The sequence below is a fragment of the Streptomyces sp. NPDC001717 genome, assembly GCF_042892775.1.
Taxonomy (GTDB): Bacteria; Actinomycetota; Actinomycetes; order Streptomycetales; family Streptomycetaceae; genus Streptomyces.
This window is the reverse complement of sequence record NZ_JBIAUK010000007.1, coordinates 63,817-85,757: the sequence shown is the minus strand read 5'-3', so window position 1 is coordinate 85,757 and position 21,941 is coordinate 63,817. Positions and strand designations below refer to the sequence as shown.

22 protein-coding genes are annotated in these 21,941 nt (G+C 69.8%); 17 read left to right on the top strand and 5 right to left on the bottom strand.

Annotated elements, in window-relative coordinates:
• The first annotated feature begins 46 nt into the window (after positions 1-46).
• Both ACFYZL_RS14980 and ACFYZL_RS14975 read left to right on the top strand, forming a co-directional pair.
• On the top strand, positions 47-676 hold the full coding sequence (locus tag ACFYZL_RS14980; RefSeq protein WP_384747626.1) for a TetR/AcrR family transcriptional regulator: 630 nt from the start codon (positions 47-49) through the stop codon (positions 674-676).
• A gap of 115 nt (positions 677-791) precedes the next feature.
• Positions 792-1,349: a hypothetical protein gene (locus ACFYZL_RS14975; RefSeq protein ID WP_384747624.1), complete on the top strand. Its 558-nt coding sequence runs from the start codon at positions 792-794 to the stop codon at positions 1,347-1,349.
• Positions 1,350-1,384: 35 nt separating this feature from the next.
• Here the strand turns inward: ACFYZL_RS14975 and ACFYZL_RS14970 are convergent, their stop codons facing one another.
• Together ACFYZL_RS14970 and ACFYZL_RS14965 are read right to left on the bottom strand one after the other, a co-directional pair.
• A complete protein-coding gene (locus ACFYZL_RS14970; protein ID WP_384747621.1) occupies positions 1,385-2,803 on the bottom strand; it encodes a DUF2252 domain-containing protein in 1,419 nt (472 codons plus the stop codon).
• Between the two features lie 235 nt (positions 2,804-3,038).
• Entirely contained in the window at positions 3,039-3,242 is a 204-nt protein-coding gene (locus tag ACFYZL_RS14965; RefSeq protein WP_384747618.1) for a hypothetical protein, read from the bottom strand.
• 209 nt (positions 3,243-3,451) lie between these two features.
• Here ACFYZL_RS14965 and ACFYZL_RS14960 point away from each other — a divergent pair, with 209 nt between their 5' ends.
• Positions 3,452-4,042 carry a hypothetical protein gene (locus ACFYZL_RS14960; protein WP_388679166.1) on the top strand — a complete coding sequence of 197 codons (591 nt, stop codon included), beginning with the start codon at positions 3,452-3,454 and terminating at the stop codon, positions 4,040-4,042.
• Between the two features lie 24 nt (positions 4,043-4,066).
• Here ACFYZL_RS14960 and ACFYZL_RS14955 read toward each other — a convergent pair whose 3' ends face one another.
• Together ACFYZL_RS14955 and ACFYZL_RS14950 are read right to left on the bottom strand one after the other, a co-directional pair.
• Positions 4,067-4,393, bottom strand: coding sequence for a hypothetical protein (locus ACFYZL_RS14955; RefSeq protein WP_384747612.1), 327 nt, complete (start codon positions 4,391-4,393; stop codon positions 4,067-4,069).
• A gap of 131 nt (positions 4,394-4,524) precedes the next feature.
• The gene (locus ACFYZL_RS14950; RefSeq protein WP_384747610.1) at positions 4,525-5,529 is read right to left on the bottom strand and encodes a LuxR C-terminal-related transcriptional regulator; all 1,005 of its coding nucleotides are present in this window, start codon (positions 5,527-5,529) and stop codon (positions 4,525-4,527) included.
• 1,366 nt (positions 5,530-6,895) lie between these two features.
• Between ACFYZL_RS14950 and ACFYZL_RS14945 the strand changes: the two genes are divergently transcribed.
• From ACFYZL_RS14945 to ACFYZL_RS14935, 3 genes are all read left to right on the top strand, one after another.
• The gene (locus tag ACFYZL_RS14945; protein ID WP_384747607.1) at positions 6,896-7,501 is read left to right on the top strand and encodes a hypothetical protein; all 606 of its coding nucleotides are present in this window, start codon (positions 6,896-6,898) and stop codon (positions 7,499-7,501) included.
• Between the two features lie 76 nt (positions 7,502-7,577).
• A complete protein-coding gene (locus ACFYZL_RS14940; RefSeq protein ID WP_384747604.1) occupies positions 7,578-8,969 on the top strand; it encodes a helix-turn-helix domain-containing protein in 1,392 nt (463 codons plus the stop codon).
• Positions 8,970-9,028: 59 nt separating this feature from the next.
• On the top strand, positions 9,029-9,823 hold the full coding sequence (locus ACFYZL_RS14935) for a 4'-phosphopantetheinyl transferase (protein ID WP_384747602.1): 795 nt from the start codon (positions 9,029-9,031) through the stop codon (positions 9,821-9,823).
• Here the strand turns inward: ACFYZL_RS14935 and ACFYZL_RS14930 are convergent.
• A complete protein-coding gene (locus ACFYZL_RS14930; protein ID WP_388679162.1) occupies positions 9,795-10,112 on the bottom strand; it encodes a hypothetical protein in 318 nt (105 codons plus the stop codon). The genes ACFYZL_RS14935 and ACFYZL_RS14930 overlap by 29 nt on opposite strands.
• Positions 10,113-10,465: 353 nt before the next feature.
• Between ACFYZL_RS14930 and leuA the strand changes: the two genes are divergently transcribed.
• The 11 genes from leuA (at position 10,466) to ACFYZL_RS14875 (ending at position 21,936) form a co-directional block, all read left to right on the top strand.
• The gene (gene leuA, locus ACFYZL_RS14925; protein ID WP_384747596.1) at positions 10,466-12,226 is read left to right on the top strand and encodes a 2-isopropylmalate synthase; all 1,761 of its coding nucleotides are present in this window, start codon (positions 10,466-10,468) and stop codon (positions 12,224-12,226) included.
• Between the two features lie 85 nt (positions 12,227-12,311).
• Positions 12,312-13,082 carry a thioesterase II family protein gene (locus ACFYZL_RS14920; protein WP_384747593.1) on the top strand — a complete coding sequence of 257 codons (771 nt, stop codon included), beginning with the start codon at positions 12,312-12,314 and terminating at the stop codon, positions 13,080-13,082.
• A 147-nt stretch (positions 13,083-13,229) separates the two neighbouring features.
• Positions 13,230-13,451 (top strand): phosphopantetheine-binding protein, encoded by a 222-nt coding sequence (locus ACFYZL_RS14915; protein WP_384747590.1) that lies wholly within the window; start codon positions 13,230-13,232, stop codon positions 13,449-13,451.
• Positions 13,448-14,818, top strand: a complete 1,371-nt coding sequence (locus ACFYZL_RS14910; RefSeq protein ID WP_388679158.1) for a cytochrome P450 — start codon at positions 13,448-13,450, stop codon at positions 14,816-14,818. Before ACFYZL_RS14915 ends, ACFYZL_RS14910 begins: the two co-directional genes overlap by 4 nt.
• 101 nt (positions 14,819-14,919) lie before the next feature.
• Positions 14,920-15,135 carry an MbtH family NRPS accessory protein gene (locus ACFYZL_RS14905; protein WP_384747585.1) on the top strand — a complete coding sequence of 72 codons (216 nt, stop codon included), beginning with the start codon at positions 14,920-14,922 and terminating at the stop codon, positions 15,133-15,135.
• Entirely contained in the window at positions 15,132-15,890 is a 759-nt protein-coding gene (locus ACFYZL_RS14900; protein ID WP_384747582.1) for a thioesterase II family protein, read from the top strand. The genes ACFYZL_RS14905 and ACFYZL_RS14900 overlap by 4 nt, the downstream gene beginning before the upstream one ends.
• Positions 15,891-15,907: 17 nt before the next feature.
• Complete coding sequence (locus ACFYZL_RS14895; protein ID WP_384747580.1) at positions 15,908-17,710, top strand: non-ribosomal peptide synthetase; 1,803 nt, start codon at positions 15,908-15,910, stop codon at positions 17,708-17,710.
• A complete protein-coding gene (locus ACFYZL_RS14890; protein ID WP_384747577.1) occupies positions 17,707-18,936 on the top strand; it encodes a cytochrome P450 in 1,230 nt (409 codons plus the stop codon). Before ACFYZL_RS14895 ends, ACFYZL_RS14890 begins: the two co-directional genes overlap by 4 nt.
• A complete protein-coding gene (locus ACFYZL_RS14885) occupies positions 18,933-19,670 on the top strand; it encodes a thioesterase II family protein (protein ID WP_384747574.1) in 738 nt (245 codons plus the stop codon). The genes ACFYZL_RS14890 and ACFYZL_RS14885 overlap by 4 nt, the downstream gene beginning before the upstream one ends.
• A gap of 94 nt (positions 19,671-19,764) precedes the next feature.
• Entirely contained in the window at positions 19,765-20,763 is a 999-nt protein-coding gene (locus tag ACFYZL_RS14880) for a TauD/TfdA family dioxygenase (RefSeq protein WP_384747571.1), read from the top strand.
• A 96-nt stretch (positions 20,764-20,859) separates the two neighbouring features.
• Positions 20,860-21,936 carry a phosphopantetheine-binding protein gene (locus ACFYZL_RS14875; protein ID WP_384747569.1) on the top strand — a complete coding sequence of 359 codons (1,077 nt, stop codon included), beginning with the start codon at positions 20,860-20,862 and terminating at the stop codon, positions 21,934-21,936.
• Positions 21,937-21,941: the final 5 nt, after the last annotated feature.

The following is a 21,941-nucleotide window of genomic DNA, read 5'->3' as shown; positions in this document are numbered from 1 at the left end:
GACCGCTGACGAACGCACCATCGAGGACGGGCGGGGACAACGGCACATGCCCAAGCGCGTGGATCACGAGGAACGGCGCGCCCAGATCGCCGAGGCGCTCATCCGGGTCGCCGGACGGCAGGGGCTGCACGCCGTCGGCATGCGCGACGTGGCCGCGGAGGCCGGCGTATCGCTGCGGCTCGTGCAGTACTACTTCGAGACCAAGGAGAAGCTGCTCTTCTACGGGCTCCAGCACCTGACCGACCGCTTCACCGCCCGGGTCGGTGCCCGTCTCGCCGCCATCGGCCCCGCCCCCGGCCCGCGCGCGACCGTCGAGGCGCTGCTGCTGGCCTCCCTCCCGACCGACGAGGAGGGTCGCACCTTCCACCTGCTCTACAGCTCGTACTCGATCCTGTCGGTCACCGACGAGGCGCTGGCCGCCCAGCCGTTCATCGACAACCCCGACGCCGCCGAGAACGCCGTGGCCGGACTGCTCGAAGGGGCCAGGGCGTCGGGCCTCGCCGATCCGGGCATCGACGCGCGCACGGAGGCGATCAGCCTGCTCGCGATGGCGGCGACGATGGGCACCAGCATCCTCGTGGGCCAGCGGAGCCCGGAGTCCGCCATCGCGGTGCTCGACCACCACCTGGACCGGATCTTCCGGGCGGGCGGGGCGTCGGCGGGGCCTGTGTCCTGATTCATGGTCTTGAGGGATGGGCGCGCATTGACGGCAGCGGCGCTTTAGGTAAGCCTTACCTAGCTTCCGGCTGTCGGGAGTCCCGCCCGTCCGCCGTCTACCGGAGCCAGCTCACATGTCGTCCACCGCAGTCGGACCCACCTCCCGCCCGATCCGTCTTTTCGACTCGTGGTGGACGGTGGCGGCGGGAGCGCTTCTCGCGATGGTCGTGCTGACGGCCGGGGTGTGGTGTTCCCTGCACGTGCAGGCGGACGAGTCGATGCACACGGCGGCGCTCTTCGCGCACCTGGCCTCGCTCGTGCTCGGCTTCGGCGCGGTGCTGTCCGCCGACTACCACGGGCTGCTGTGGGCGACGGGACGCTGCACGCTGGCCGAGGTGGTCGGCGCGACCGCCCGGCTCCACGTACCGATCTGGGCCGGCCTCGGCGGGCTCGTCCTCAGCGGACTGATGCTGCACCCCGACATCGACTCCCCGCTGACCCTGACGAAGCTGGGCCTGGTGGCCGCGCTCACCGTCAACGGCCTCCAGGCGGGCCTCCTCGCCCGCCGCCTCGAAGCCACCGGCGAGACGATCGAGCGCAGACTGCTCGTCTGGGGCGGCACCACCGCCCTCGTCTCGCAGGTCTGCTGGTGGGGCGCCGTGGTCATCGGCTTCCTCAACAGCAACACCTGACCCGGCGGCACCACCCGGCCCGAGGGCGACACCTCTCAGGCGGCCTCCGCCCGCACCCGGCCGGCCTTGACGGCATCGAGGAGCGCCTGGTGGTCCTTCTCGTTCTGGTCCGCGTACAGCTCGGCGAAATCCGCCATCGCGCGGTCGAAGACGTCGCCCCCGCCCAGGTACGAGGCGATGGCGATGCGGTCCCCGGACCTCGCGTGGGCGCGGGCCAGCGTGGAGCCGCACAGCCTGCCGAAGTTCGCCATCCGCTTCGGTGACATCTCCTCGGCGACGGCGATGCCCTTCCAGTCCCGCAGCTGGCGTATGTAGAAGTCGCGCCGCTTCCCGTCGATGCCCTGGATGCGCTCCCAGCCGAGGAAGATGTCGCTGGTGGCCTGCATGAGGCGCTGGCCGGCGACGACGCGCTCGCCCTGGGTGCGGAAACCACTGGCGCCCACGTAGGGCGCCAGGACCGACTGGTCGGCCTCCTTGGCCTGGAGCAGGAGCGGATCCCCGTCGTCCTTGCCGAGCAGCAGGATGACCCAGCAGCGGGTTCCCACACTGCCCACGCCGACGACCTTGCGGGCGATGTCGCCGATCCGGTAGCCCTTCAGCAGGAACCTGCGGTCCGTCTGCAGGGTCTTGCCGTAGTGCTCGACCAGCCGGCTGATCTCCTTCTCCATCGGGCCGCGTTCGGCCGGCTCCAGCAGATCGTGCAGCCGCATCAGCAGCGGCGGGTCGGGAGTGATCAGGCGCTTTCCGTCGACGACCCGCGTGAGCTTGTCGAAGACCTGCAACGTGTCGTGCGCGTACGCCCGCTTCTGGGCACGGTTCCAGCGTTCGAGCTGCCCCGCGCCCACGACCGGGCCCCACTGCGCCGTGAGCGCCTCCGCGGAGTCGCTCGTGTACCAGACCTCCAGGTTGCCCATCCCGGCGAAGCTCCGCATGCGCTCGCGGTAGGCCGCCACGGCCGCCCGCACCACCGTGGCCCGTTCCCTGGCGCCGAAGCCGTTCGCCCGGCCCGCGATGACGAGGCTCGCCGACAGCCGCTTGACGTCCCACTCCCACGGTCCGGGCAGCGTCTCGTCGAAGTCGTTGATGTCGAACATCAGGCGGCGCTCCGGCGATGCCAACAGCCGGAAGTTCAGCATGTGCGCGTCCCCGCAGCACTGCACGCGCAGCCCGCTGCGCGGCGTGTTCGAGAGGTCCGAGGCCATGATCGCGGCGGCCCCCCGGTAGAACCGGAACGGCGACTCGCTCATCCGGCCGTAGCGGATCGGCACCAGCTCCGGCACCCGCCTCGCGGACTGCTTCTCGATGATGTCCACGGGGTCCGGGCGGTCCGGCGCGGGCTCGTACGCGGCATGGCTGGAGCGCGGCACTTCGGCGCGGGCGGCCTTGCCGCGGGCGGCCCGCTCCTGCGGGGTGAGGTTCCGTATCTCGTCGCCGGAGAGATGGTTCTCGGTCATGGCGGACACTCCCGGACGCTCCACGAACACGGTCGCCGACGCGCGGTACGCGTCCGCCCGATGCCCTGGTACGGCTCTCGCTTCCGCCTCCCAACGTATCCGCGGGCGGTGCCGCAGGCGACTCGGACCGGGCGTCACACGTCCGGGCCGGTCGTCGAACCTCCGGGCCCGCCGCGCGCCGGAGCCCGGCCGGTGCGCCGTCGCCCCGGCCGGGCTCCGTCACGGGTGCGGACGGTCAGAACCCTTCGCCGTGCAGGTCCTCTTCGCGCAGCAGGTCGTCCTCACGGCGGCGCGAGCTCTCCTGCGGGCCCTGTTCCTTCTGGCCCTGCTCGCGGGACTGCCGGCCCGGCTGCGGCCGCGCGGGGTCCCCGGGACGCTGGTGCCCCTGCGCCTCGCGGCTCCGGCCCGGCTGCTGACGCTTGTCGTGCTTACCGCCCATGATGGCGACTCCTCGTGATGGCTGGGGTACGGAATTCCCCCCGCAACACGCTGACACGCGCGGTGACTCCCTGCACCAGGTCGCCCATGAACCGGAGCACCCGGGTGAAACCGTCGATCCCGGCCCGAGGAGGCCGAAAGATGTCATGGGCGCACAGTGCAGCCACCCCTGACCGGCCGGCATACTGCACGGGTCCCTGGAGCCACCACATGACCGACACGCCCCCCACCCCCACGACCAAGGTCGCCCGCATCGTCACGGACGTCCTACAGCCCCGCAACGCCCTGCTCGTCGGCATGCTCGGGATCGGGCTGGCCGCGGCCGGCGACTGGACCGGCCTGCTCTGGGGCTTTCTCGGCGCCCTGTGCGCCGGGCTGATCCCGGCCGGCTACATCGAATGGGAGCGCAAGCGAGGCACCTGGGGCGACCGCCACGTCGTCGACCGCACCCAGCGCGCGCCGATCTTCTTCGTCATCCTCGGTTCCATCGGCACCGGTTCGGTGGTCATGGTCCTCGGCGGGGCCCCCAAGCCCATCCTGGTCGCGATGCTCGGCCTGTGGGTGATGACCGTCGGGCTGCTCACCGTGAACACCGTCTGGAAGATCTCGGTGGACGCGGCCGTGGCCTCGGGGGTGGTGGCCCTGCTGGCCGTGGTGCACTCGCCGTGGTGGCTGCTCGCCTACACCCTCACGGCCGCCATGTGCTGGTCCCGGGTCGCTCTGACGTACCACACGGTGGCCCAGACGATCGCCGGAGCCGCCCTCGGCGCCTGCACCACGGCCGCGTTCCTCTTCACCTGACCCACCGCCGAGCGGGACGGCGGGTCAGCGGTCGCCTTCCGCGCCGGGGAAGACGATCGGATACGAAACCGCCGGCTCCGGCAGCGGTGCCGGCCGCTCCTCCCAGGCCGGCCACGTGATCGGGTAGGCCACCGTCGACTGCGGCCGGGGTGACTCCTGGCCGGCCCCGGAGCCCGTCCCCGCGGTCGTGGTGCCGTTGCCGAGGAGGAGTGCTCCGGTCACGAACAGGCCCAGCAGCGCGGTCTCGCGTCGTGCGCCGGCCGGGAGCCGGACGTGTCCTCTCACCGGGGTGCCGTCCGAGCGCACGTAGTCCTTGATCCAGGCCACAGCCGCCTCCCCCTCGCCGATCACGTTGCGCCTCCCCGCGCAACCGCCCCATGAGAGCCCGTCACCGACAGCAGGTCACCGATCGGTGGCGAGCAGCGTCCTCCACTGAACCACTGACCCCCGCTCCTCGGGTCGAGCCCGGCTCGACCCTCACGTCAGGCCTGGACGGAGGGCGACGCCGGAGCCTCCTCCACGACACCCAGATCGGAGTGGTCCAGAAGGTCGGTCTGTGCGATGAGGTAGGCGAGCTGTGCGCGGCTGCGGCTGCCGAGGACTTCCGAGGTCCTCTGGACGTGGGTGCCCACCGTTCGCCTGCTGATGCCCAGTCGCCCCGCGATCGCCTCGTCGGTGTACCCCTCCACCATGAGCCGCAGCACGGCCCTTCGGGTCTCGTCGGTGAGGGGCGGCGGGCGCAGTCGGGAAGGGGCCTCCCCCACGGCCGCCGCACGGCTCCACGCCTGCTCGAAGCCTTTCACCAGGTACTCGATGACGCTGGGGTGCCGAATGACCAGCGCGGACTGGCGGCGGTCGTGCGGACCGGGCATGAAGGCCGTCCTCCTGTCACACACGATGAGCCGCTCGAACACCTCGTCGATCGTCCTGACCTCCGCGCCCGCGGACACCACTTGCTCGATGTAGGAGAGCGTGGGTCCGTGGGCCCGCACCGTGTGCTGGTACAGCGTGCGCTGTTTGACGCCGCGAGCGGCCAGGGCGAGATCGCGCGGCAGGGCCTCGGCGAGGAGCTCGGGCGAACGGCCGCCGTTGGGCTGGGCGGTCAGCAGCTCCTCGCGGCAGGACTCCACCGCTTCTTCCAGGGCGGCTGCGATCACGCTTGCGCCGGAGAGCACCTGGATCGAGGTGCCGCCGTCCTGCTGAGCCTCCGCGTAGACGACCTCCGCCCGGGCCATCGTGGTGCGGATCGCCATCAGGGTGTCCTGGTGCTCCGCGATGACCCGCTTGATCGGCCGGGAAAGCGAGGCAGCGGCAAGGTCCGGGGGGACCGGGGTGACAGTGCCCGGGTTGTCCGGCAGGAACCGGAGCAACCCCAGTTCGACCAGGCAGTCGGGGATGTGGTCCGCCGTGGCGCTACCCGCTTCCAGCACGTCGCGGTAGTGCTTCAGGCCGGCCTCGCACAGCTCAGGGAGCTTCGTCACCCCCATCTGGTCATGATCTGTACACATCTGTCCACCCTTCACGTTCTTGCACTGCCCACTCATGATGCCATTTGAGCCTTCACTCGCGGCGAACGGCGGGGGATGATTATGAACACCGCAACGGGGAACTCGGTTTTTGAATCCAGGGGGAATCATGATTGACCGCATTCGCACCATCTCTGTCGTACTCGGAACGGCCGCTCTGCTGGCCTTCGGCGCCGTCAATGTCCTTGTGGGAAGCGCGACGCCGGCGAATGTCGAATACGCCGCATCCGCTTCGCAGGGTGCCGGAGCCGTTGTGCTGGGCGACTCCGCGTGGGGGTAATTCCCGCCATGTTCCCGCAGCCGTCCGGACGGGATGCGTTCCGAGGGGATGAGGGCCCGAACGTCAGGGCGGCCGCGGTGAAGTCACCCACGTGGCCCGGTAGGGGAAACGCTGGTTCTCGCACCTCGCGAGAACCGGCGTGACTCGTATCCGACACTCGGCGGAGTCGGGTGGGATCCGGCGAATTCCAGCGCATCTTTGACGGCGTTCCGGATGGTGTCCGTCAGTGAAAGCGTGCAGTCCCGTGTGTGCCGGTTCGCGCGGGAATGCGGGCCGGATGGGGTACCGGGCACCCCGGGGCGAGCGTCTTCGCGACGGCGTGTTCGACGGACCGCCGTCCGGAGGGGCGCCACCGTGGGCCGACGGCATGGCGCACCGCGGTGAGCAGGTGGAAGTCCATGCGCGTTCGCCGTCAACTGATCCGCGGAGGGCGGCCCTTGAGGTGGTCCGAAGCGTCTCGGTCGATCGTCGTCGGGCAGTGTCCGACGAGGCGGCCGGTACGGCTCCGCGTGGCTCCACGTCTCGGAATTCGGCTTCACGACTCTCATTCGGTGCCGCCCGGCGGCCGGAGCCGTACGGGGCGCACGCCACTGGGCGTCGGGCCCTTCCGCGGGTTACCGACGGATGTGGGCAGTGCCCGAATGAAATGCCTGATGTGAAGGAGGAGGAGTCAGGATGACCGATCGGCCCGTGGTGGCCCTGGTCGATGCTTACTCCAGCGCGCGACTGCTCGTTCCCCCGATCCGGGATCGAGGTTATGAAATCGTCCACGTGCAGAGCACCGCGGTGATACCCGAATGGTTTGGGTCGTCCCTTCGCTGCGATGACTTTCGTGACCTCGTGGTGCACCGAGACCAATTCACGGACACGCTGGACCGTGTATCTTCCCATCGGCCGGTGGCCGTGCTGCCCGGACTCGGCAGCGGGGCCGGACTCGCCGCGGCTCTGAGCGAGGGTCTGGGCCTGCGGAACAGCGGTGTGCGGCGGAGCGTGGTTCAGCGGAATGGTGCGGAAACAGCCGGGCTGACGGGATTCAAGGTGCATTCCGTGAGTCTGGACGGGGTCCACTACATCTGCGATATCTGGGAGACGCGGCAGACCGGTTCGTTGCGAGCGGACGGACGGCCGCGCGGCGCGCGGCTGCTCGCCCGCCGGGGTGGGCGGCAGGACCGCTTGGTGGACCTGACCATGATGGGACTCGACGCGGCGGGGCTGCGCAACGGTCCGGCCTGCACGGAGTTCGAGCACACCGCGCACGGTCCGGTCCCGGTCGCCCAGAGCGCGGGCATCTGCGCGACCGACGAGCCGCTCGTCACGCGCGCGGCGATCGGCGAAGGACAGGCCGACTGGACCGTCTTCGCGTACCTCGCCCCGGAATGGTTCCGGCTGCGTGCCGCCAGGCCCTACCCGCAGCTACGGCACGCGGCCTGGGTCGCCCTGCCCACTCCGGCGTCCGATTCCGCGAGGTTCCGCGGCCTCATGCGGGAACTGAAGGCACTGGAGAGTTACCAGGGCGCAGTGGTGGGCGGAGCTCCGCCGGTGACCCGGGTGCAGTTCCTCCACGCCGACGAACAGACCGTGGAGCGCGACTACGTCGCGGCCCTGTCCTCGGTGGAACGGTACGGGGAAGAGCCATGGACGTCAGCCGGCTGAACGCCCTTCTGACCGGACGGTGTGCGACCCGAATCAGTTTGCTGTCCGCAGCACGAGACACAGTGGCGAGGATGCTTTGAATTCGACTCAGAACCGCGACGAGCACACAGTAACGCCGGACCACCAGGCGTCTCCGAGCCTCGGGGCTGTACTCAAGGCGGCGCGCAGACGAATCGGCGTCACCCAGACCCAGCTCGCCGACCTGTCGTCCGTCAGCGTCCGGACGATTCGCGATCTCGAACTCGATCTCACCCAGAACCCCCGGCGGGAGACCCTCCGCCTGCTGCTGGACGGTCTGCGGCTGACCGGAGTCCAGCGGGCGAGAGTCGAGGAGGCAGCCGCCGGCCCGTCCACTCGCGGCATACCGGCCGACTCCCTCGCCCCGCCGCCCGCCGTCCTCGAACCGACCATCGGCCGCGAGCGCGACATCGAAGCGCTCATGGGTCTGATCAGGTTCGGCGGACACCGCCTGATCCGGGTGGTCGGCATGGCCGGAGTCGGCAAGTCCCGGCTGATCCAGGAGGTCGCCGGGGCGATGGACGCCTCCGCCCAGATGCCGGTCGTGTGGGCGGAGCCGGAAGGCGGGCCCACCGGCACGCCCGCGGACCCCTTGCAGGCTCAAGTCGCCGCCCTGCTCCGCGGCGATTCCGAGCTCGACCGTCTGGCCACCGCCTTCGGCACCGACGACATCCTGCTGGTGGTGCCCGACGCCACCATGAGCCCCGGCTCGGAGGCGGAGCTCCGCCGCCTGCTGGTGCGTTGCCGGGGACTGCACGTCCTGTACGAGGCCCGTGAGGGCTCGAAGTGGGGCTGGGGCACCGACTACCCCGTCTTTCCGCTGTCCGTGGCAGAGCGTTCGGGCGGTCCCACGGGCCGTGAATCGGCCATCAGCCCTGCTCTCCGGCTGATGCTGTCGCGCTGCGGCGCCCTCGAACGCGAGGCGCAGGCCGACAGCCGGATCACGGCCGCGCTCGCCGGCATCTGCCAGAGCCTCGACGGCATCCCCCGGGCGATCGAAGCCGCCGCCGCGTGGCTGCTCCTCTACAGTCCGGACCAGCTCCTGAGCCTGGCCAGGCGCGATCCGTTCAAGCTCGCCACCCCACCCGGCAACGACACCGCCGATCCACGGGCGGTGCTCGAGGCGTCCATCACGTCGCTGCACCCGCGGGACGCCGACGTCCTGCGCCGGCTCGCCGCCCATTCGCTCCCCTGGACGATGGCCGAGGCCTTCGCCTCGACGGAGCAGGTCGGCGACCCGGAGCTGAACGCCATCCACTTGCTGTGCACCCGGGGACTGGTGCGCCCGGCCAACTGGGACGCCGGCGGCACCCCCAGGTTCACCGTGCTGAACCTGGTCCGCCATCTGCTGGCGGAGAGCGCCGCACCGGCGGCCCCCGCACTCGATTACAGGGGGCCCCTGCGTTGGCAATCCGCCGCGAGCGTGGAGTACCCGTCCTACGCGGCTTGAGTGCGTGAACGGGCCTGATCGTCGAGCGGGCCCACGGAACAGAGGAGAATCGAGGGCACGTGCTGGAGCACATACTTCCCCCCACGGTCCGGACCGCTCACTCGCCGGGTGATCGCGCCGACGCCGAGGCCGTGTTGTTCCCCGAGGAGTGGCCCGCCGTCGCCAGAGCCGTCCCCTCCCGCCGGGCGGAGTACGCGACCGTACGTGCCTGCGCACGTGACGCGCTCACGAAGCTCGGGCATCCACCCGTGGCCCTGGTTCCCGGTGCAAGAAGGGAACCTCGCTGGCCGGTCGGAATCGTGGGGAGCATGACCCACTGCACGGGTTACCGGGGTGCGGCGGTCGCGCACGATCGCGATGTCGCCGCACTGGGGATCGACGCGGAACCGAATGCTCCATTGCCCGACGGCGACAGCCTGCTGAAGGTGATCGCGCACCGCGAAGAAGCCGAACTCCTGGCGAACCTGCCCGCCTGCGGGACCGCGTGGGACCGCTTGCTGTTCAGCGCGAAGGAATGCGTCTACAAAACCTGGTTCCCACTGACCGGGCGCTGGCTCGGATTCGAAGGGGCAATCGTGAGGATCAGCCCCGCAGGAACCTTCGAAGCGCAATTGCTCGTCGAGGGGCCCACGCTGAACGGGGAAGTCCTGGAGAGCTTCAGCGGCACCTGGCTCCACAGGGACGGCCTTCTCCTGACCGCCATCGCCGTCCCGTTTCGGCGTACGAGTGAGCGTGGCGCCGGCAACGAGGCGCGGGCCGCACCGGGGACCCAACCCGATTTCCCCTCGCCCTGGAGCCGGGAAACAGGGGGCGAAGGGGCGACCGTCAGTACCAGTCGTCGTCGGGCTTCGTGACGTCGTGACGATCGTAGGGATCACCGTCTTCGGGCAACGGCGGGAGCACGAGGGCACTGGGCAGCGGTCCTTGGTCCTGCTGACGTGCGTAGCGATGCATGCGGACCCGCAGGTGCATCTTCCGTTCCTGCACCCTCAGCCGACGCCGTTCCCGCCGTCCGGCTTCATCGTCTTCCAGTTCCTGGGTGAGTCGCCGGTTCTCCCAGTAATCACGTTCCTGGTCGGCCACCTCCTCCCCGGGAGAGGGGCCTTCCCCACGGTCACCGTCATCGTCCAAACGGGCTGTCATGCGGCTCAGATTACTTGCAGCCCGGAGTCGTCGAGTGTGGTGTGCACCACCCTCGAAGAGGCAACTCGGCGCGGAAGTCGCCGCCCGGTCGCCTCTGTTGCTGCCGATCCCGGGGCGTTGGCACTCCTAAGGTCTTGATTCATCGCGCACGGCGATCAGATCGCCGTGCAGGCACGTCGGGAAATCAGCGAGCGCTCTTTTTCGAAGGCGCACCAGGCCTGTGACCGCTGCTTTCGACCATGCGCACAACATCGCGCGAGTCTTCGGCGCGGCAGGCACCAATACAGGTCGACTCCTGGGGTGAGCGCACCCCTCAGCACAAGGACATTCCTTCCGATTCGGGCAGAGGACCAATGATGTCGAGCACACTCGTGGAACGGCCCGCCTCCGTGGCCGCCACCTCCCTGACCGCCGCCTCCCTGACCGGCACCACCCCGACCGGCACCTCCCTGACCGGTAGCGTGCAGCAGCCGAGCGGTATGCCGGTGCACCGCTACAAGCCCTTCGAGGGACCGGATCTGCCGGACCGCCGGTGGCCGGCGCGCAAGCTCCGCAAGGCTCCCCTGTGGTGCTCGGTGGACCTCCGCGACGGCAACCAGGCGCTGCCCGAGCCCATGGACCTGGCGCGCAAGCACCGGCTGTTCCGGCAACTCGTCGCCATGGGCTTCAAGGAGATCGAGGTCGGTTTCCCCTCGGCGAGCCAGGTCGACTTCGACTTCGTGCGCGAGCTGATCGAGCAGGACCTGATCCCGCACGACGTGACGATCCAGGTCATCATGCAGGCACGTACCGAACTGATCGAGCGCACCTTCGAGGCACTGCGGGGCGCCCCGCGCGCCGTGGCCCACCTGTACAACTCCGTCTCACCGCTCCAGCGCCGGGTGGTGTTCGGCGCGGAGCGCGAGGACATCCTCGACATGACGGTGCAGGCGGTCCGGCTGATCACCAAGCTCGCGGCGCAGCATGTCGGCGGAGAGATCCTGTTCGAGTACTCGCCGGAGTCGTTCACCGCGACCGAACCCGACTTCGCGCTGGAGATCTGCGAGGCCGTCATGGACGTCTGGCAGCCGGGTCCGGGACGTCCGATCATCATCAGCCTGCCCGCGACCGTCGAGTGCACCCTGCCCAACGAGTTCGCCGATCAGGTCGAGTGGATGGACCGCAACCTGAGCCGTCGCGAGCACATCACCCTGTGCGTGCACCCGCACAACGACCGGGGCACGGGAGTGGCCGCGGCCGAACTCGCGGTCCTGGCCGGGGCGGACCGGGTGGAGGGCTGCCTGTTCGGCAACGGCGAGCGCACCGGCAACGTGGACCTGCTGACGCTCGGCATGAACCTCTTCTCCCAGGGTGTCGACCCGATGATCGACTTTTCGGACATCGCCACGATCCGGCAGGTCGCCGAGGAGTGCACGCAGCTGCCGGTCCATCCGCGTCACCCGTACGCGGGCGACCTGGTGTACACGGCCTTCTCCGGTTCCCATCAGGATGCGATCAAGAAGGGGCTCGACTCGATGGAGCGAACGGCGCAGAGCGTCGGGACTCCCGTCGGTGACACCCCCTGGGGCGTCCCCTACCTGCCGATCGACCCGAAGGACGTCGGCCGCTCGTACGAGGCGATCATTCGCGTCAACAGCCAGTCGGGCAAGGGCGGTGTCGCCTACCTGCTCAAGACGGGGCACGGCTTCGACCTTCCGCGCAGCCTCCAGGTGGAGTTCTCCCGCCTGGTCCAGCGGCAGAGCGAGGAATGCGGCACCGAGGTCGGCGCCGCGCAGGTGTGGGAGCTCTTCACCCGGGAGTTCCTGGCCGAGGGCCCGCGGCTGCGGGTGACCGGCACGGCGGACGGCGTGGTCGAGGCGGAACTCGACGGATCCACCCACTCCTTCCGAGCCGACGGCGGTGAGGCGTTCGCCGAGGCGCTGCGGGGCGCCGGGACGGACGTGGTCGCGCGGTCCCTCACCATCCAGCCGCCCGGCGCCGAGAACTCCTCGGTGGTCGTCTACGCCGAGTGCACGGTCGGCGGGGAGAGCGTCTGGGGTGTCGGCCTCCACTCCGACGAGGCCGGCGCTGCCGTACGTGCCATGGCCTCCGCGGTCAACCGGGCCGCCCGGTAACACCGCAGCACACCGCTTCGGACCGGGGCGCCCCGCCACGGCACCGTCAGCCCGGTGACCGGCCCATGAGATAGGCAAACCAACGATGTTCAGAGATCTCCGGAAGCGTCCCGGGACGTCCTCCAACGGGGCGACCGAGGAGCTGACCTGCTATTTCCTTCACCATGCGGGCGGTTCCGCCGCCGGCTACATGCCGCTGGCCCAGGCTTTCCCGCCTGGCTGGCGACTGCGCGCCATCGACCTTCCGGGCCGCGGCGCGGCCTCCCACCAACCGCACTGCCGTGACGCGGCGGAGGCCGTGGAGCTGCTCAAGCCCGCCATCCTGGCGGAAGTGACCGGCCCGTACGCCGTGTTCGGGCACAGCATGGGCGCCCTGATCGGATACGAGCTCGTCCGGGAGCTGGAGCGGGCCGGTCTCCCGCCGGTCTGGCTCGGGGTGTCCGCGATGCCCGCGCCCAAGCTGGCGTGCGCCCGCTTCTCGGAGCGCCGCGACCTGTGGTCGGCGGAGCAGCTGATCGGCTTCATGCGGAAGCTGGGCGGCACTCCGGAGGAGCTGCTGACCGACCCCGACACAGCGGACTGGATGGTCGGCATCCTGCGCGGTGACCTGCACCTGGTGGACACCTACGAGTACGCGGAGGGGCCGCCCGTCACGGTGCCGATGTCGGTCTTCATGGGCGTCGAGGACGAGCTGTCCACGCCCGAGCTGATCGACGACTGGCAGTCGTACTGCACCCGGCCCGTGAGGTTCCACTACCTGCCCGGTGACCACTTCTACCTGTTCGAGCAGGCAGAAAGCCTGGCGCGGTACATGGCCGAGGACATGGCGGAGGTCACGGAGACGGCAGCGCTGTGATCACAGTCCACCCGAAATACGAGATCGACCCCGACCGAGAAGGAAAGACAAGCAATGGAATCGTCACAGACGGCCGTCCAGCGGCAAGGTGAACAGGGCGGGACAGCGGAACAGCCGAACACGTGCCCTGACCCGTCCGCCCCACTCGTGCAGGAAATCGCGGAGCTGTGGGCGTCATTCCTCGACGACCGCGAGGTCGGGGCAGACGACAATTTCTTCGAGGTCGGCGGAAACTCGCTGATCGGCATCCGGATCCTCGAAAAGCTCTCGGAGACGTACGGAGTCCAGCTGTCCGTACGTGATTTCTACCTGGCGCAGACCCCGGCTCGGGTTGCCGAGCTGATCGAAAAGGGCAGGGCCCGGACGTGAGGTTGACGCCGGGCGCCGGCCGCGACGTCAACCTCGATGATGTCGATCTGCTCGATCTGGAGCTCTACGCATCGGGCGATCCGCACCGCATCTGGGACGTGATGCGGGCCGAGGCGCCGTTGCACCACCAGACGCTCGCGGACGGCCGGGAGTTCTGGTCGGTGACCCGCTACGACGACGTCTGCCGCGTGCTCGGCGACCACCGGGAATTCACCTCGGAACGCGGCACGGTGATCACTCATCTCGGGGAGGACGACGTCGCGGCCGGCGTGCTGCTGACGTCCACCGACCCGCCCCGGCACACCGAGGTCCGCAGGCCGATCGCTCCCAAGGTCACCGCACGGGCGGTGAAGTCCTGGGAGGACGGCATCCGGCGGGCGATCGTGCGGTTCCTCGAACCGGCCCTCGACGGCTCCACCTTCGACCTGGGCGAGCAGGTGCAACGCCTGCCCGCGATCGTCACGGGACCGCTCCTGGGAATCCCGGAGAAGGACTGGGACGAACTCGTACAGCTGACCTCGATGGTGATGGCCCCTTCGGACCGGCACTTCAAGCTCGGCAGCGAAGCGGCGACACTGGCCATCGCCCACCACGAGCTCGTCGACTACGTGACCCAATGGGTCAAACGGCGGCGGTCGGACGGCGGCGAGGACGGGAGCCTGCTCGACCACCTGATGAGCGTCCGCGCGGGGGGCGCGCCGCTGACCGACGAGGAGATCGCCCTCGACGGATACAGCATCCTCCTGGGCGCCAACATCACGACGCCGTACACCATCTCTGGCACGGTGCAGGCGCTCATCGAACACCCCGAGCAGTACGCGCAGGCCGCCGCCGACCTGTCCCTGGTGCCCAACCTCGTCGAGGAAGGGCTGCGCTGGACGTCGTCCGCGTGCAACTTCATGCGGTACGCGGTGCACGACGTCGAGATCGGCGGGGGCACGATCCCCGCCGGTGGAGCGGTCGTCGCGTGGATCGGATCGGCCAACCGGGACGAGACCCGGTTCCCCGACCCGCACCGGTTCGACATCACGCGCGGCAACGCGAAGCGCCAAGTCGCCTTTGGCTTCGGACCGCACTTCTGCATCGGGGCTCCGCTGGCCCGGATGACCCTGCGCATCTTCTTCGAGGAACTCCTCCAGCGGTGCGAGTCGATCCGATTCGACGGAGAGCCGGAGCATCTGCGGTCGATCTTCATCGCGGGGATGACCCATCTGCCCATCACCGTCCAGAAGAGGCGACACGACGGTCGCCACTGCGAGGGGCGGCGCGGCGCCGATTCCGCGACAGGCGGCGCCGGCGCCGCGGCACGGCCTGCCGAAACACCGGCAGCCGAGTGCCCGGCAATTGCCGATTACCTGCCTCGGTAATTGCCGATGAAGGTCGATCCCGGGTTCTAACCTGGTTTTCCGATCTTCATTCGGCAGGGCCACCATCTTTGATCTCACCCACCCACATCCCGACCGGAGCAATGATGAGCAATACCTCATTGGAAGCAGCGGAGAGTTCCGCCTGGCTGGCCGTGCACAACGAGGAAGGGCGGCACAGCATTTGGCCTGCCGGCCTTTCCATACCCCCCGGATGGAGCGAGGCCGGCTACCGCGGCGAAAAGTCCGCTTGCCTGGAATGGATTTCGGACAATTGGGTGGACTCGCGCCCGGCCGGTGTGGGGCGGGTGCAGACTTGAGCATCCGAGAAGGCGGTCGGCAATGGCTCGTCCGCGATGCCGATCCCGATGCGCGAGCCCGGGTGTTCTGCTTTCCGGTGGCCGGAATAGGCGCTTCCGCCTATCGCGCCTGGCCCACGCGGATAGGCGACATCGAGATCTGTCCCGTCCAACTCCCCGGCCGTGAGAACCGGTTCAGATCCCCCGCCCACACGTCCATGGACGTGTTCGCCAAGGACGCGGCCGACGCACTCCAGCCCTACTTCGACAAGCCCTTCGCCTTCTTCGGCCACTGCTTCGGGGCACGCCTCGGCTACGGCCTCTCGGTCGAGCTCGCCGCCCGGGGCGGTCCGATGCCCCGGCAGATCTTCGCCTCCTCCTGCCTCGCCCCCCACCGCGGCGGCTACTTCGGCGGCGGTCGCTCCGGCCCCTTCACGCCGGAGACCACGGACGAGGAGTACATGGAGGAGCTGCGCCACGGCTGCGAGCAGCGCGGCGAACCCACACCCCCGGACGAGCTGCTCGCCCTGTCCATCCAGGTGCTGCGCGCCGACATCGCCCTGACCTGCGGCTACCAGCCCTCGGGCGCGGGCAGCACCCCCTTGAACGTAACCACCATCTCCTGGACCGGGGACACGCACATGCGCCCCGAGGAGATGGACGAATGGTCGGCCTACGGAAATGTGCACCAGATCCTGCTGACCGGAGACGACCACACCCACCGATCGGCACCGGCGGACCTGCTTCAGGTCATCGCAGACGGTCTCCCCGAATGAATAGGAGTGCTCACACCGTGAACACGGACGACCGCACTGCCCTGGGCGCGCCCCTCACCCTCACCGAGCTCTTCGCCCGGTCGGCCGCCGCGCACGGCGACTCCCCGGCGGTCTCGGACGACTCCGGCCGCCGGCTCACCTACGCCGAGCTCGACCGCGCGTCGGCGGAGCTGGCCCAGCGCCTCATCGACGAAGGCGTACGCCGCGAGGACCGGGTGGGCATCCACCGCGAGCGCGACGTCGACCTCGTCATCAGCATCCTCGGCGTCCTGCGAGCCGGCGCGGCCTACGTGGCCGTGGACCTGCGTTACCCGCAGGCCCGGCGCGAGCTCATGCTCCGCGCGGCCGACGGCCGCCTGACGCTGGTCGGCCCGGGCGAGCGGGAACGGCTCGGTGACCAGGTGCGCACCATGGTCTGGGAGTACGACGCCGAACGTGCGCAGGCCGACGCGCCGAAGGCCGGCCTGCCCGAGCCCGCCCCGCAGGACGCCGCGTGCGTGCTGTTCACCTCCGGCTCCACCGGTACCCCCAAGGGCGTCGTGGTCGAGCACCACAACCTCGTGCACTTCGCGGCGAACCCGCTGCTGCCGGAGCTCAGCCCCGCCGACCGCGTGGCCCAGATCGCGAACATCTCCTTCGACACCTTCCACTGGGAGCTGTGGAGTTCGTTCTGGGCCGGCGCCGAGATCGTCATGATGCCCTCGGTGCCCGACCTGGTGAAGGGCGACCCCGGCCGCGAGCTGCGCCGCCGCCGGATCACCGCGCTGCTCTCGCCGACCATGGCCTTCAACCACATCGCGGCCGAGGACGCCGACGTGTTCTCCTCGCTCCGCGTGCTGCAGACCGGTGGCGACGTGGTCCGTCCCGCCGCCTGCCGCGACGTGCTCGCGAGCAAGTTCTCGGGCCGGCTGGTCAATCTGTACGGGCCCACCGAGGGGACCACCGCGGCCACCGCGTTCACCATCACCGACGTCGCGCCGGACGCGACGAGCGTGCCCATCGGCGCCGGTCTCGCGGGCGTGCGGCTGCACGTCCTCGACGCACAGCTGCGTCCGGTCCCGAAGGGCACACCGGGCGAGCTCCACATCGGCGGAGCCGGCGTGACCCGCGGCTATCTGCGTGATCCCGCGCGTACGGCGGAGCGGTTCCTGCCCGACCCGTTCGGCACCCCCGGATCCGTGATGTACGCGACCGGCGACCTCGTCAGCGAGCGCCCCGACGGCGTACTGGACTACCTCGGCCGGAACGACGACCAGGTGAAGATCCGCGGCTACCGGGTCGAGCCGCGCGAGGTGGAGCGTTCGCTGCTGGCCTGCTCCGGCGTTCTCGACGTCGCCGTGCTGCCGCAGGGCGAGGGCCAGGACAAGCGGCTCGTCGCGTTCGTCGTGCCCCAGGGCCGGACCACCATGCCCGAGGTGCGTGCGTACGCCGAGGCGACCATCCCGGATTACCAGGTGCCCTCCGAATTCCTTCAGGTGCCGGAGATCCAGTCCACCCCGCACGGCAAGCGCGACACGGCGGCGCTGCTGCAGCTCCTGGGCGACCGGGACCGGCGCCGCAGCGACTACGTGGCTCCGCGCACGGACAGCGAGCGCTACCTCACCAAGGTCTGGGAGGAGCTGCTCGGCACCGAGCGGATCAGCGTCAACGACGACTTCTTCGAGCTCGGCGGCAACTCGATGCTGGCCTTCCGCATGAGCCGCCGGATCAACCGGGACCAGGCGGCGGGCATCGGTCTGGAAGACGTGCTCGGCAACACCGTGCTGTCCGACATGGCGCTCGCCCTCGACGCGTCGCGGAGCAAGGGAGAAGCCGCATGACGCAGCTCCTCATGTCGGCCGCCGACATCGACCTCAACGACACCGAGGCCTTCGTCACCGGCGACCCCCACGCGTTGTGGGCGCGGCTGCGCGCGGAGGACCCGGTCCACTGGAACCCCACGCCCGAGGGCGGGTTCTGGGCCCTGACCAAGTTCGACGACGTGCTGAGGGGCTTCCGGGACACCGAGACCTTCAGCTCGGAGCACGGAACCGTCATCGGCGGCTCGTTCCGCAACGAGGTCGACACCGCCTCCGGGCGCATGCTGGTGACCTCCGACGCACAGCGCCACCGGCAGCTGCGCCGCCGGATGCACCGGGTGTTCTCCGCGAAGATGATCGAGCGGGTCACGGAGACGGTCCGCGAGCGGGTCGCCGTCGTGCTGGACAAGATGTGGGCCGACGGCGGTGGCGACTTCGCCGTCGACGTCGCCCGCGAGCTGCCGGCCGGTGGTCTGATGGCCCAGCTGAACATCGGACACTCCGACGCGCTGCACCTGCTGCGCCTCACCCAGACCATGATCGGGTACCGGGACGAGGACCACAGCCTCGGCATCGCGCACGAGGGGCTGCGGCTCGCGACCGCCCAGGCGGACGTCTTCGACTTCTTCCTGGACCTGATCGCCGAGCGCCGGGCCAATCCGGGCGACGACGCGGTGAGCATCCTGCTCCGGCCCGAGCCGGGTGAGCGTGAGCTCGACGAGGACTCGCTCCTGTTCAACCTCATGAACCTGGCCATCGGCGGCAACGAGACGACCCAGCACAGCGCCAGTGGTGGTCTGCTCGCGCTGATGGACGACCCGGCGCAGTGGGAAGCACTGCGGGCGAACCCGAAGCTGGTCGGCACCGGTCTCGAGGAGTTCGTCCGCTGGACGTCCACCGCCTCGTACGTGCAGCGGCAGCTCACCAAGCCCGTCGTGGTGCGCGGCGTGCAGATGGCCGAGGGCGACTCGGTCACGCTGTGGACGGCGTCCGCCAACCGCGACGAGGACCAGTTCCCCGAGCCGAACCGGTTCGACCTCGGCCGCACCCCCAACCGCCACGTCGGCTTCGCCAGCGGACCGCATCACTGCATCGGCGCCGCGATGGGCCGCACCGCGCTCGCCGCCCTGCTCCAGGGACTGCGCGAGCGGCCCGGGCGGCTGGTCCCGGCCGGCCCGACGGTCCGGCTCCGGTCGAACTTCATGCTCGAGTACAAGAGCGTCCCGGTCGAGGTGACCGCGGGATGACCGTCTGGACCCTGCAGCCCATTCCGACCGACGGCGACTACCTGGTCTTCGGCGTGCCGTACGCGGGCACCGGAGCGGCCTCGTTCAAGGCGTGGCCGCGCGAGCTCGGCGCGGGCCGGTTCTGCGCCGTGCAGCCGCCGGGCCGAGAGAACCGCTTCGCCGAAGCCCACGTCGGCAGCCACCAGGAGTTCGCGGAGGGCCTGGTGGCGGAGATCGCCGACCAGCTGGACCGGCCGTACGCGCTCATCGGGCACTGCGGTGCGGTGCCGTTCCTGCTCCAGATCGCGGCACATCTGGAGAAGCAGGGCCTGCCGACTCCCCGGAGGCTGTTCGCCTCCGGGTGGGGCGCTCCGCACAAGGGGCTCTACGGCAAGCTGAACTTCGTCGACCTCGACGAGGTCGACATGGTCGCCGAGATCGAGGAGCGGTGCACGGCTCTGGGCTACCGGCTGCCTCCGGAATTCGTCGAGATGGCCGCGGAGACCCTGCTCGCCGACGTGCGGCTTCAGCGCGGCTACCGGGCCGAGGCACTGCCCAGCCGGAACATCCCCGTCTCGGTGATCGGCTGGACCGAGGACGCCGTCGTCCCCGAGGCCGAGGTATGGCCCGGATGGGACGAGTGCGCCTCGAGCACGTACCACGTTCTCGAGGGCGATCACTGGGAATTCCTTCGCTTCCCCCAAGAGCTGCGCGACCTCGTCGAGCGCGAAATGAGCGCCGCGATCGGCAAGTAGACGGCCGACGCGACTCGTGACTGCCAGACACCACGCAAACGAACGCGGCGTGACATTCAGCATCAAGGCTGCGTAGACGCTCAAAGGACCACACATGCCCATTCACGTGTTGAGCCATCGAACCCCCGGGGACATCGACCAAGCGAGCGTGACGCTGACCGACCGGGAGCGCACCGAGGTGCGCGCCCTGGCGGAGGAACTGCACCGGTCTCCGGCCGCCGGGCAGGTCGACGATCCCCGCTGGCTGGCGCAGGCGCGGCGGCACAGCTGCCGGCTGCCGGTCCGGCTGCTCGAAGCCCTGCGCGACTTCCGCTCCGAGCCCGGCCCCGGCGGAACCCTGCTCGTCGGGAACCTCCCCGTCGACGCGGGTACGCTGCCCGACACTCCGTCGGTGCCGGACTCGGTGGAGCGCAGGGCCACGGTGCCCGCCACGACGGCGATGCTCCTCGGTCAGCAGCTCGGCGATGTGTTCGCCTTCCGCAACGAGAAGCACGGCGCGCTGGTGCACAACGTCGTGCCGGTCCCGGCACTGGCCGCCTCGCAGAGCAACGGCGGTTCCGTCGAGCTCGAACTGCACAACGAGAACGCCTTCCACCCGCACCGGCCGGACCTCATCGGGCTGCTGTGCCTGCGCAGCGATCACGAGGGCACGGCGGGCACCCTGTTCTCCTCCGTACGGCGGGCGCGGGTGCTGCTCGACGACGGCGACGTGGCGATCCTGCGCCAGCCCCGCTTCGTCACCGAGGCGCCGCCGTCGTTCCGTGCGGGCGACGCGACCACCGCGCACGGCGTCCTGAACGGCTCGTTCGACGACCCGGACATCCAGGTCGACTTCAACGCGACCAGGGCACTTGACGACGAGGCCGGCGCGGCACTGCGCCGGCTCGGCGCCGCCCTGGCCGAGGTGGCGTCGGAACTGGTGCTGCGGCCGGGCGACATGGCGTTCCTGGACAACCGCCTCGTGGTGCACGGCCGTACCGAGTTCACACCCCGCTACGACGGCAACGACCGCTGGCTGCACCGGGTCTACGTCCATCTGGACGGGCGACCCAGTCTGTCGCACCGGATCGGCCAAGGGCCCGTTCTGGCCTAGGGGCTCCACCGAGCCCGCGCCGGATCACGCCCACGGCCCGATCCGGCGGACGGCTCCCAGTCGATCGCCCGTGAGACTTCGAAAAGGACAAAGCGCATGAACGCAGCCCAGACGGCTGTCCTCCCGTCCGCCGAACCGGCGGCGCCGAGCCTGGTGCGACAGATGCTCCTGGACATCTGGAGCACCACGCTCAAGCACGACGTGACCGTGCACGACAACTTCTTCCAAGCCGGCGGCGATTCGCTGACGGCCCTCGTCACCATCGAGCAGATCAACCAGCGCCTCGGCTGGCGGCTCAACATGGGCGACCTGATGCGGTTCCAGACCATCGCCGAACTGAGCGCGGAGAAGGCGCAGCCGCAGGCCGCCAACTCCGAGAGCGCGCTGATCCGGATGAGCAACCAGGGTTCGCGCACTCCGATCGTCTTCGTCCACGCCGGGCACGGCATGGTCGACGGCTACGGCCGGCTCATCCGGGAGCTGGGCACGGACCGTGCCTGCTACGGGCTGCAGTCCCCCTTGCTGATCGAGGGCGCCGGGAGCGTGCCGGACGACATCCCGGGTCTCGCCGCGCTCTACGCGGACGCGCTGCAGGACGAATTCGGAGAGGACGAGTTCCATCTCTTCGGCTCCTGCGCCGGTGGCGCGCTCTGCCTGGAGCTGGGCCGCATCGCCGCCGATCGCGGGCTCACCATCGGCCGGACGATCGTGGTCGACGGCTACATCGATCGCAACCCCGACAGCGTGATGTCCGACGACGAGCTGATCGTGGACTTCTACGCGGGTCTCCTGCGCATGTCGGGCACTACGGAACAGTTTCCGGCGATGAGCCCGCAGGACGCCGACCTCGAGGTGGCGTTGCGCAACTCGGCCGCCGCCATGTTCGGCGCGGGCCTGGGCTTCGACGAGCGGGCCGAGGCGTTCTGCCGCCGCCTCTACACCTCCTTCGTCAGCACCGCGCGGGCGTCGGAGTCGTACCGCCCCGAGCCCGCCGACATCGATCTGCTCCTGCTCCTCGCGCAGGACAACAACACGCTCGATGACTGGAGTTCGGTCATCACGGGCGAGCTGACCGCGGAAGTGCTCGATTCCGAGTTCTACGGCCAGCGGCTCTGCATCGAAGAGGCCTCGTATCTCGTGGCCCGCACCATCGACTACCTGGGCGAGAACTGATCAGC

Coding starts and splice junctions, on each gene's coding strand:
- ACFYZL_RS14980 (WP_384747626.1), top strand. CDS start 47: ATGCCCAAGCGCGTGGATCACGAGGAACGGCGCGCCCAGATCGCCGAG.
- ACFYZL_RS14975 (WP_384747624.1), top strand. CDS start 792: ATGTCGTCCACCGCAGTCGGACCCACCTCCCGCCCGATCCGTCTTTTC.
- ACFYZL_RS14970 (WP_384747621.1), bottom strand. CDS start 2,803: ATGACCGAGAACCATCTCTCCGGCGACGAGATACGGAACCTCACCCCG.
- ACFYZL_RS14965 (WP_384747618.1), bottom strand. CDS start 3,242: ATGGGCGGTAAGCACGACAAGCGTCAGCAGCCGGGCCGGAGCCGCGAG.
- ACFYZL_RS14960 (WP_388679166.1), top strand. CDS start 3,452: ATGACCGACACGCCCCCCACCCCCACGACCAAGGTCGCCCGCATCGTC.
- ACFYZL_RS14950 (WP_384747610.1), bottom strand. CDS start 5,529: ATGGGGGTGACGAAGCTCCCTGAGCTGTGCGAGGCCGGCCTGAAGCAC.
- ACFYZL_RS14930 (WP_388679162.1), bottom strand. CDS start 10,112: ATGACAGCCCGTTTGGACGATGACGGTGACCGTGGGGAAGGCCCCTCT.
- leuA (WP_384747596.1), top strand. CDS start 10,466: ATGATGTCGAGCACACTCGTGGAACGGCCCGCCTCCGTGGCCGCCACC.
- ACFYZL_RS14920 (WP_384747593.1), top strand. CDS start 12,312: ATGTTCAGAGATCTCCGGAAGCGTCCCGGGACGTCCTCCAACGGGGCG.
- ACFYZL_RS14905 (WP_384747585.1), top strand. CDS start 14,920: ATGATGAGCAATACCTCATTGGAAGCAGCGGAGAGTTCCGCCTGGCTG.
- ACFYZL_RS14890 (WP_384747577.1), top strand. CDS start 17,707: ATGACGCAGCTCCTCATGTCGGCCGCCGACATCGACCTCAACGACACC.
- ACFYZL_RS14885 (WP_384747574.1), top strand. CDS start 18,933: ATGACCGTCTGGACCCTGCAGCCCATTCCGACCGACGGCGACTACCTG.
- ACFYZL_RS14880 (WP_384747571.1), top strand. CDS start 19,765: ATGCCCATTCACGTGTTGAGCCATCGAACCCCCGGGGACATCGACCAA.
- ACFYZL_RS14875 (WP_384747569.1), top strand. CDS start 20,860: ATGAACGCAGCCCAGACGGCTGTCCTCCCGTCCGCCGAACCGGCGGCG.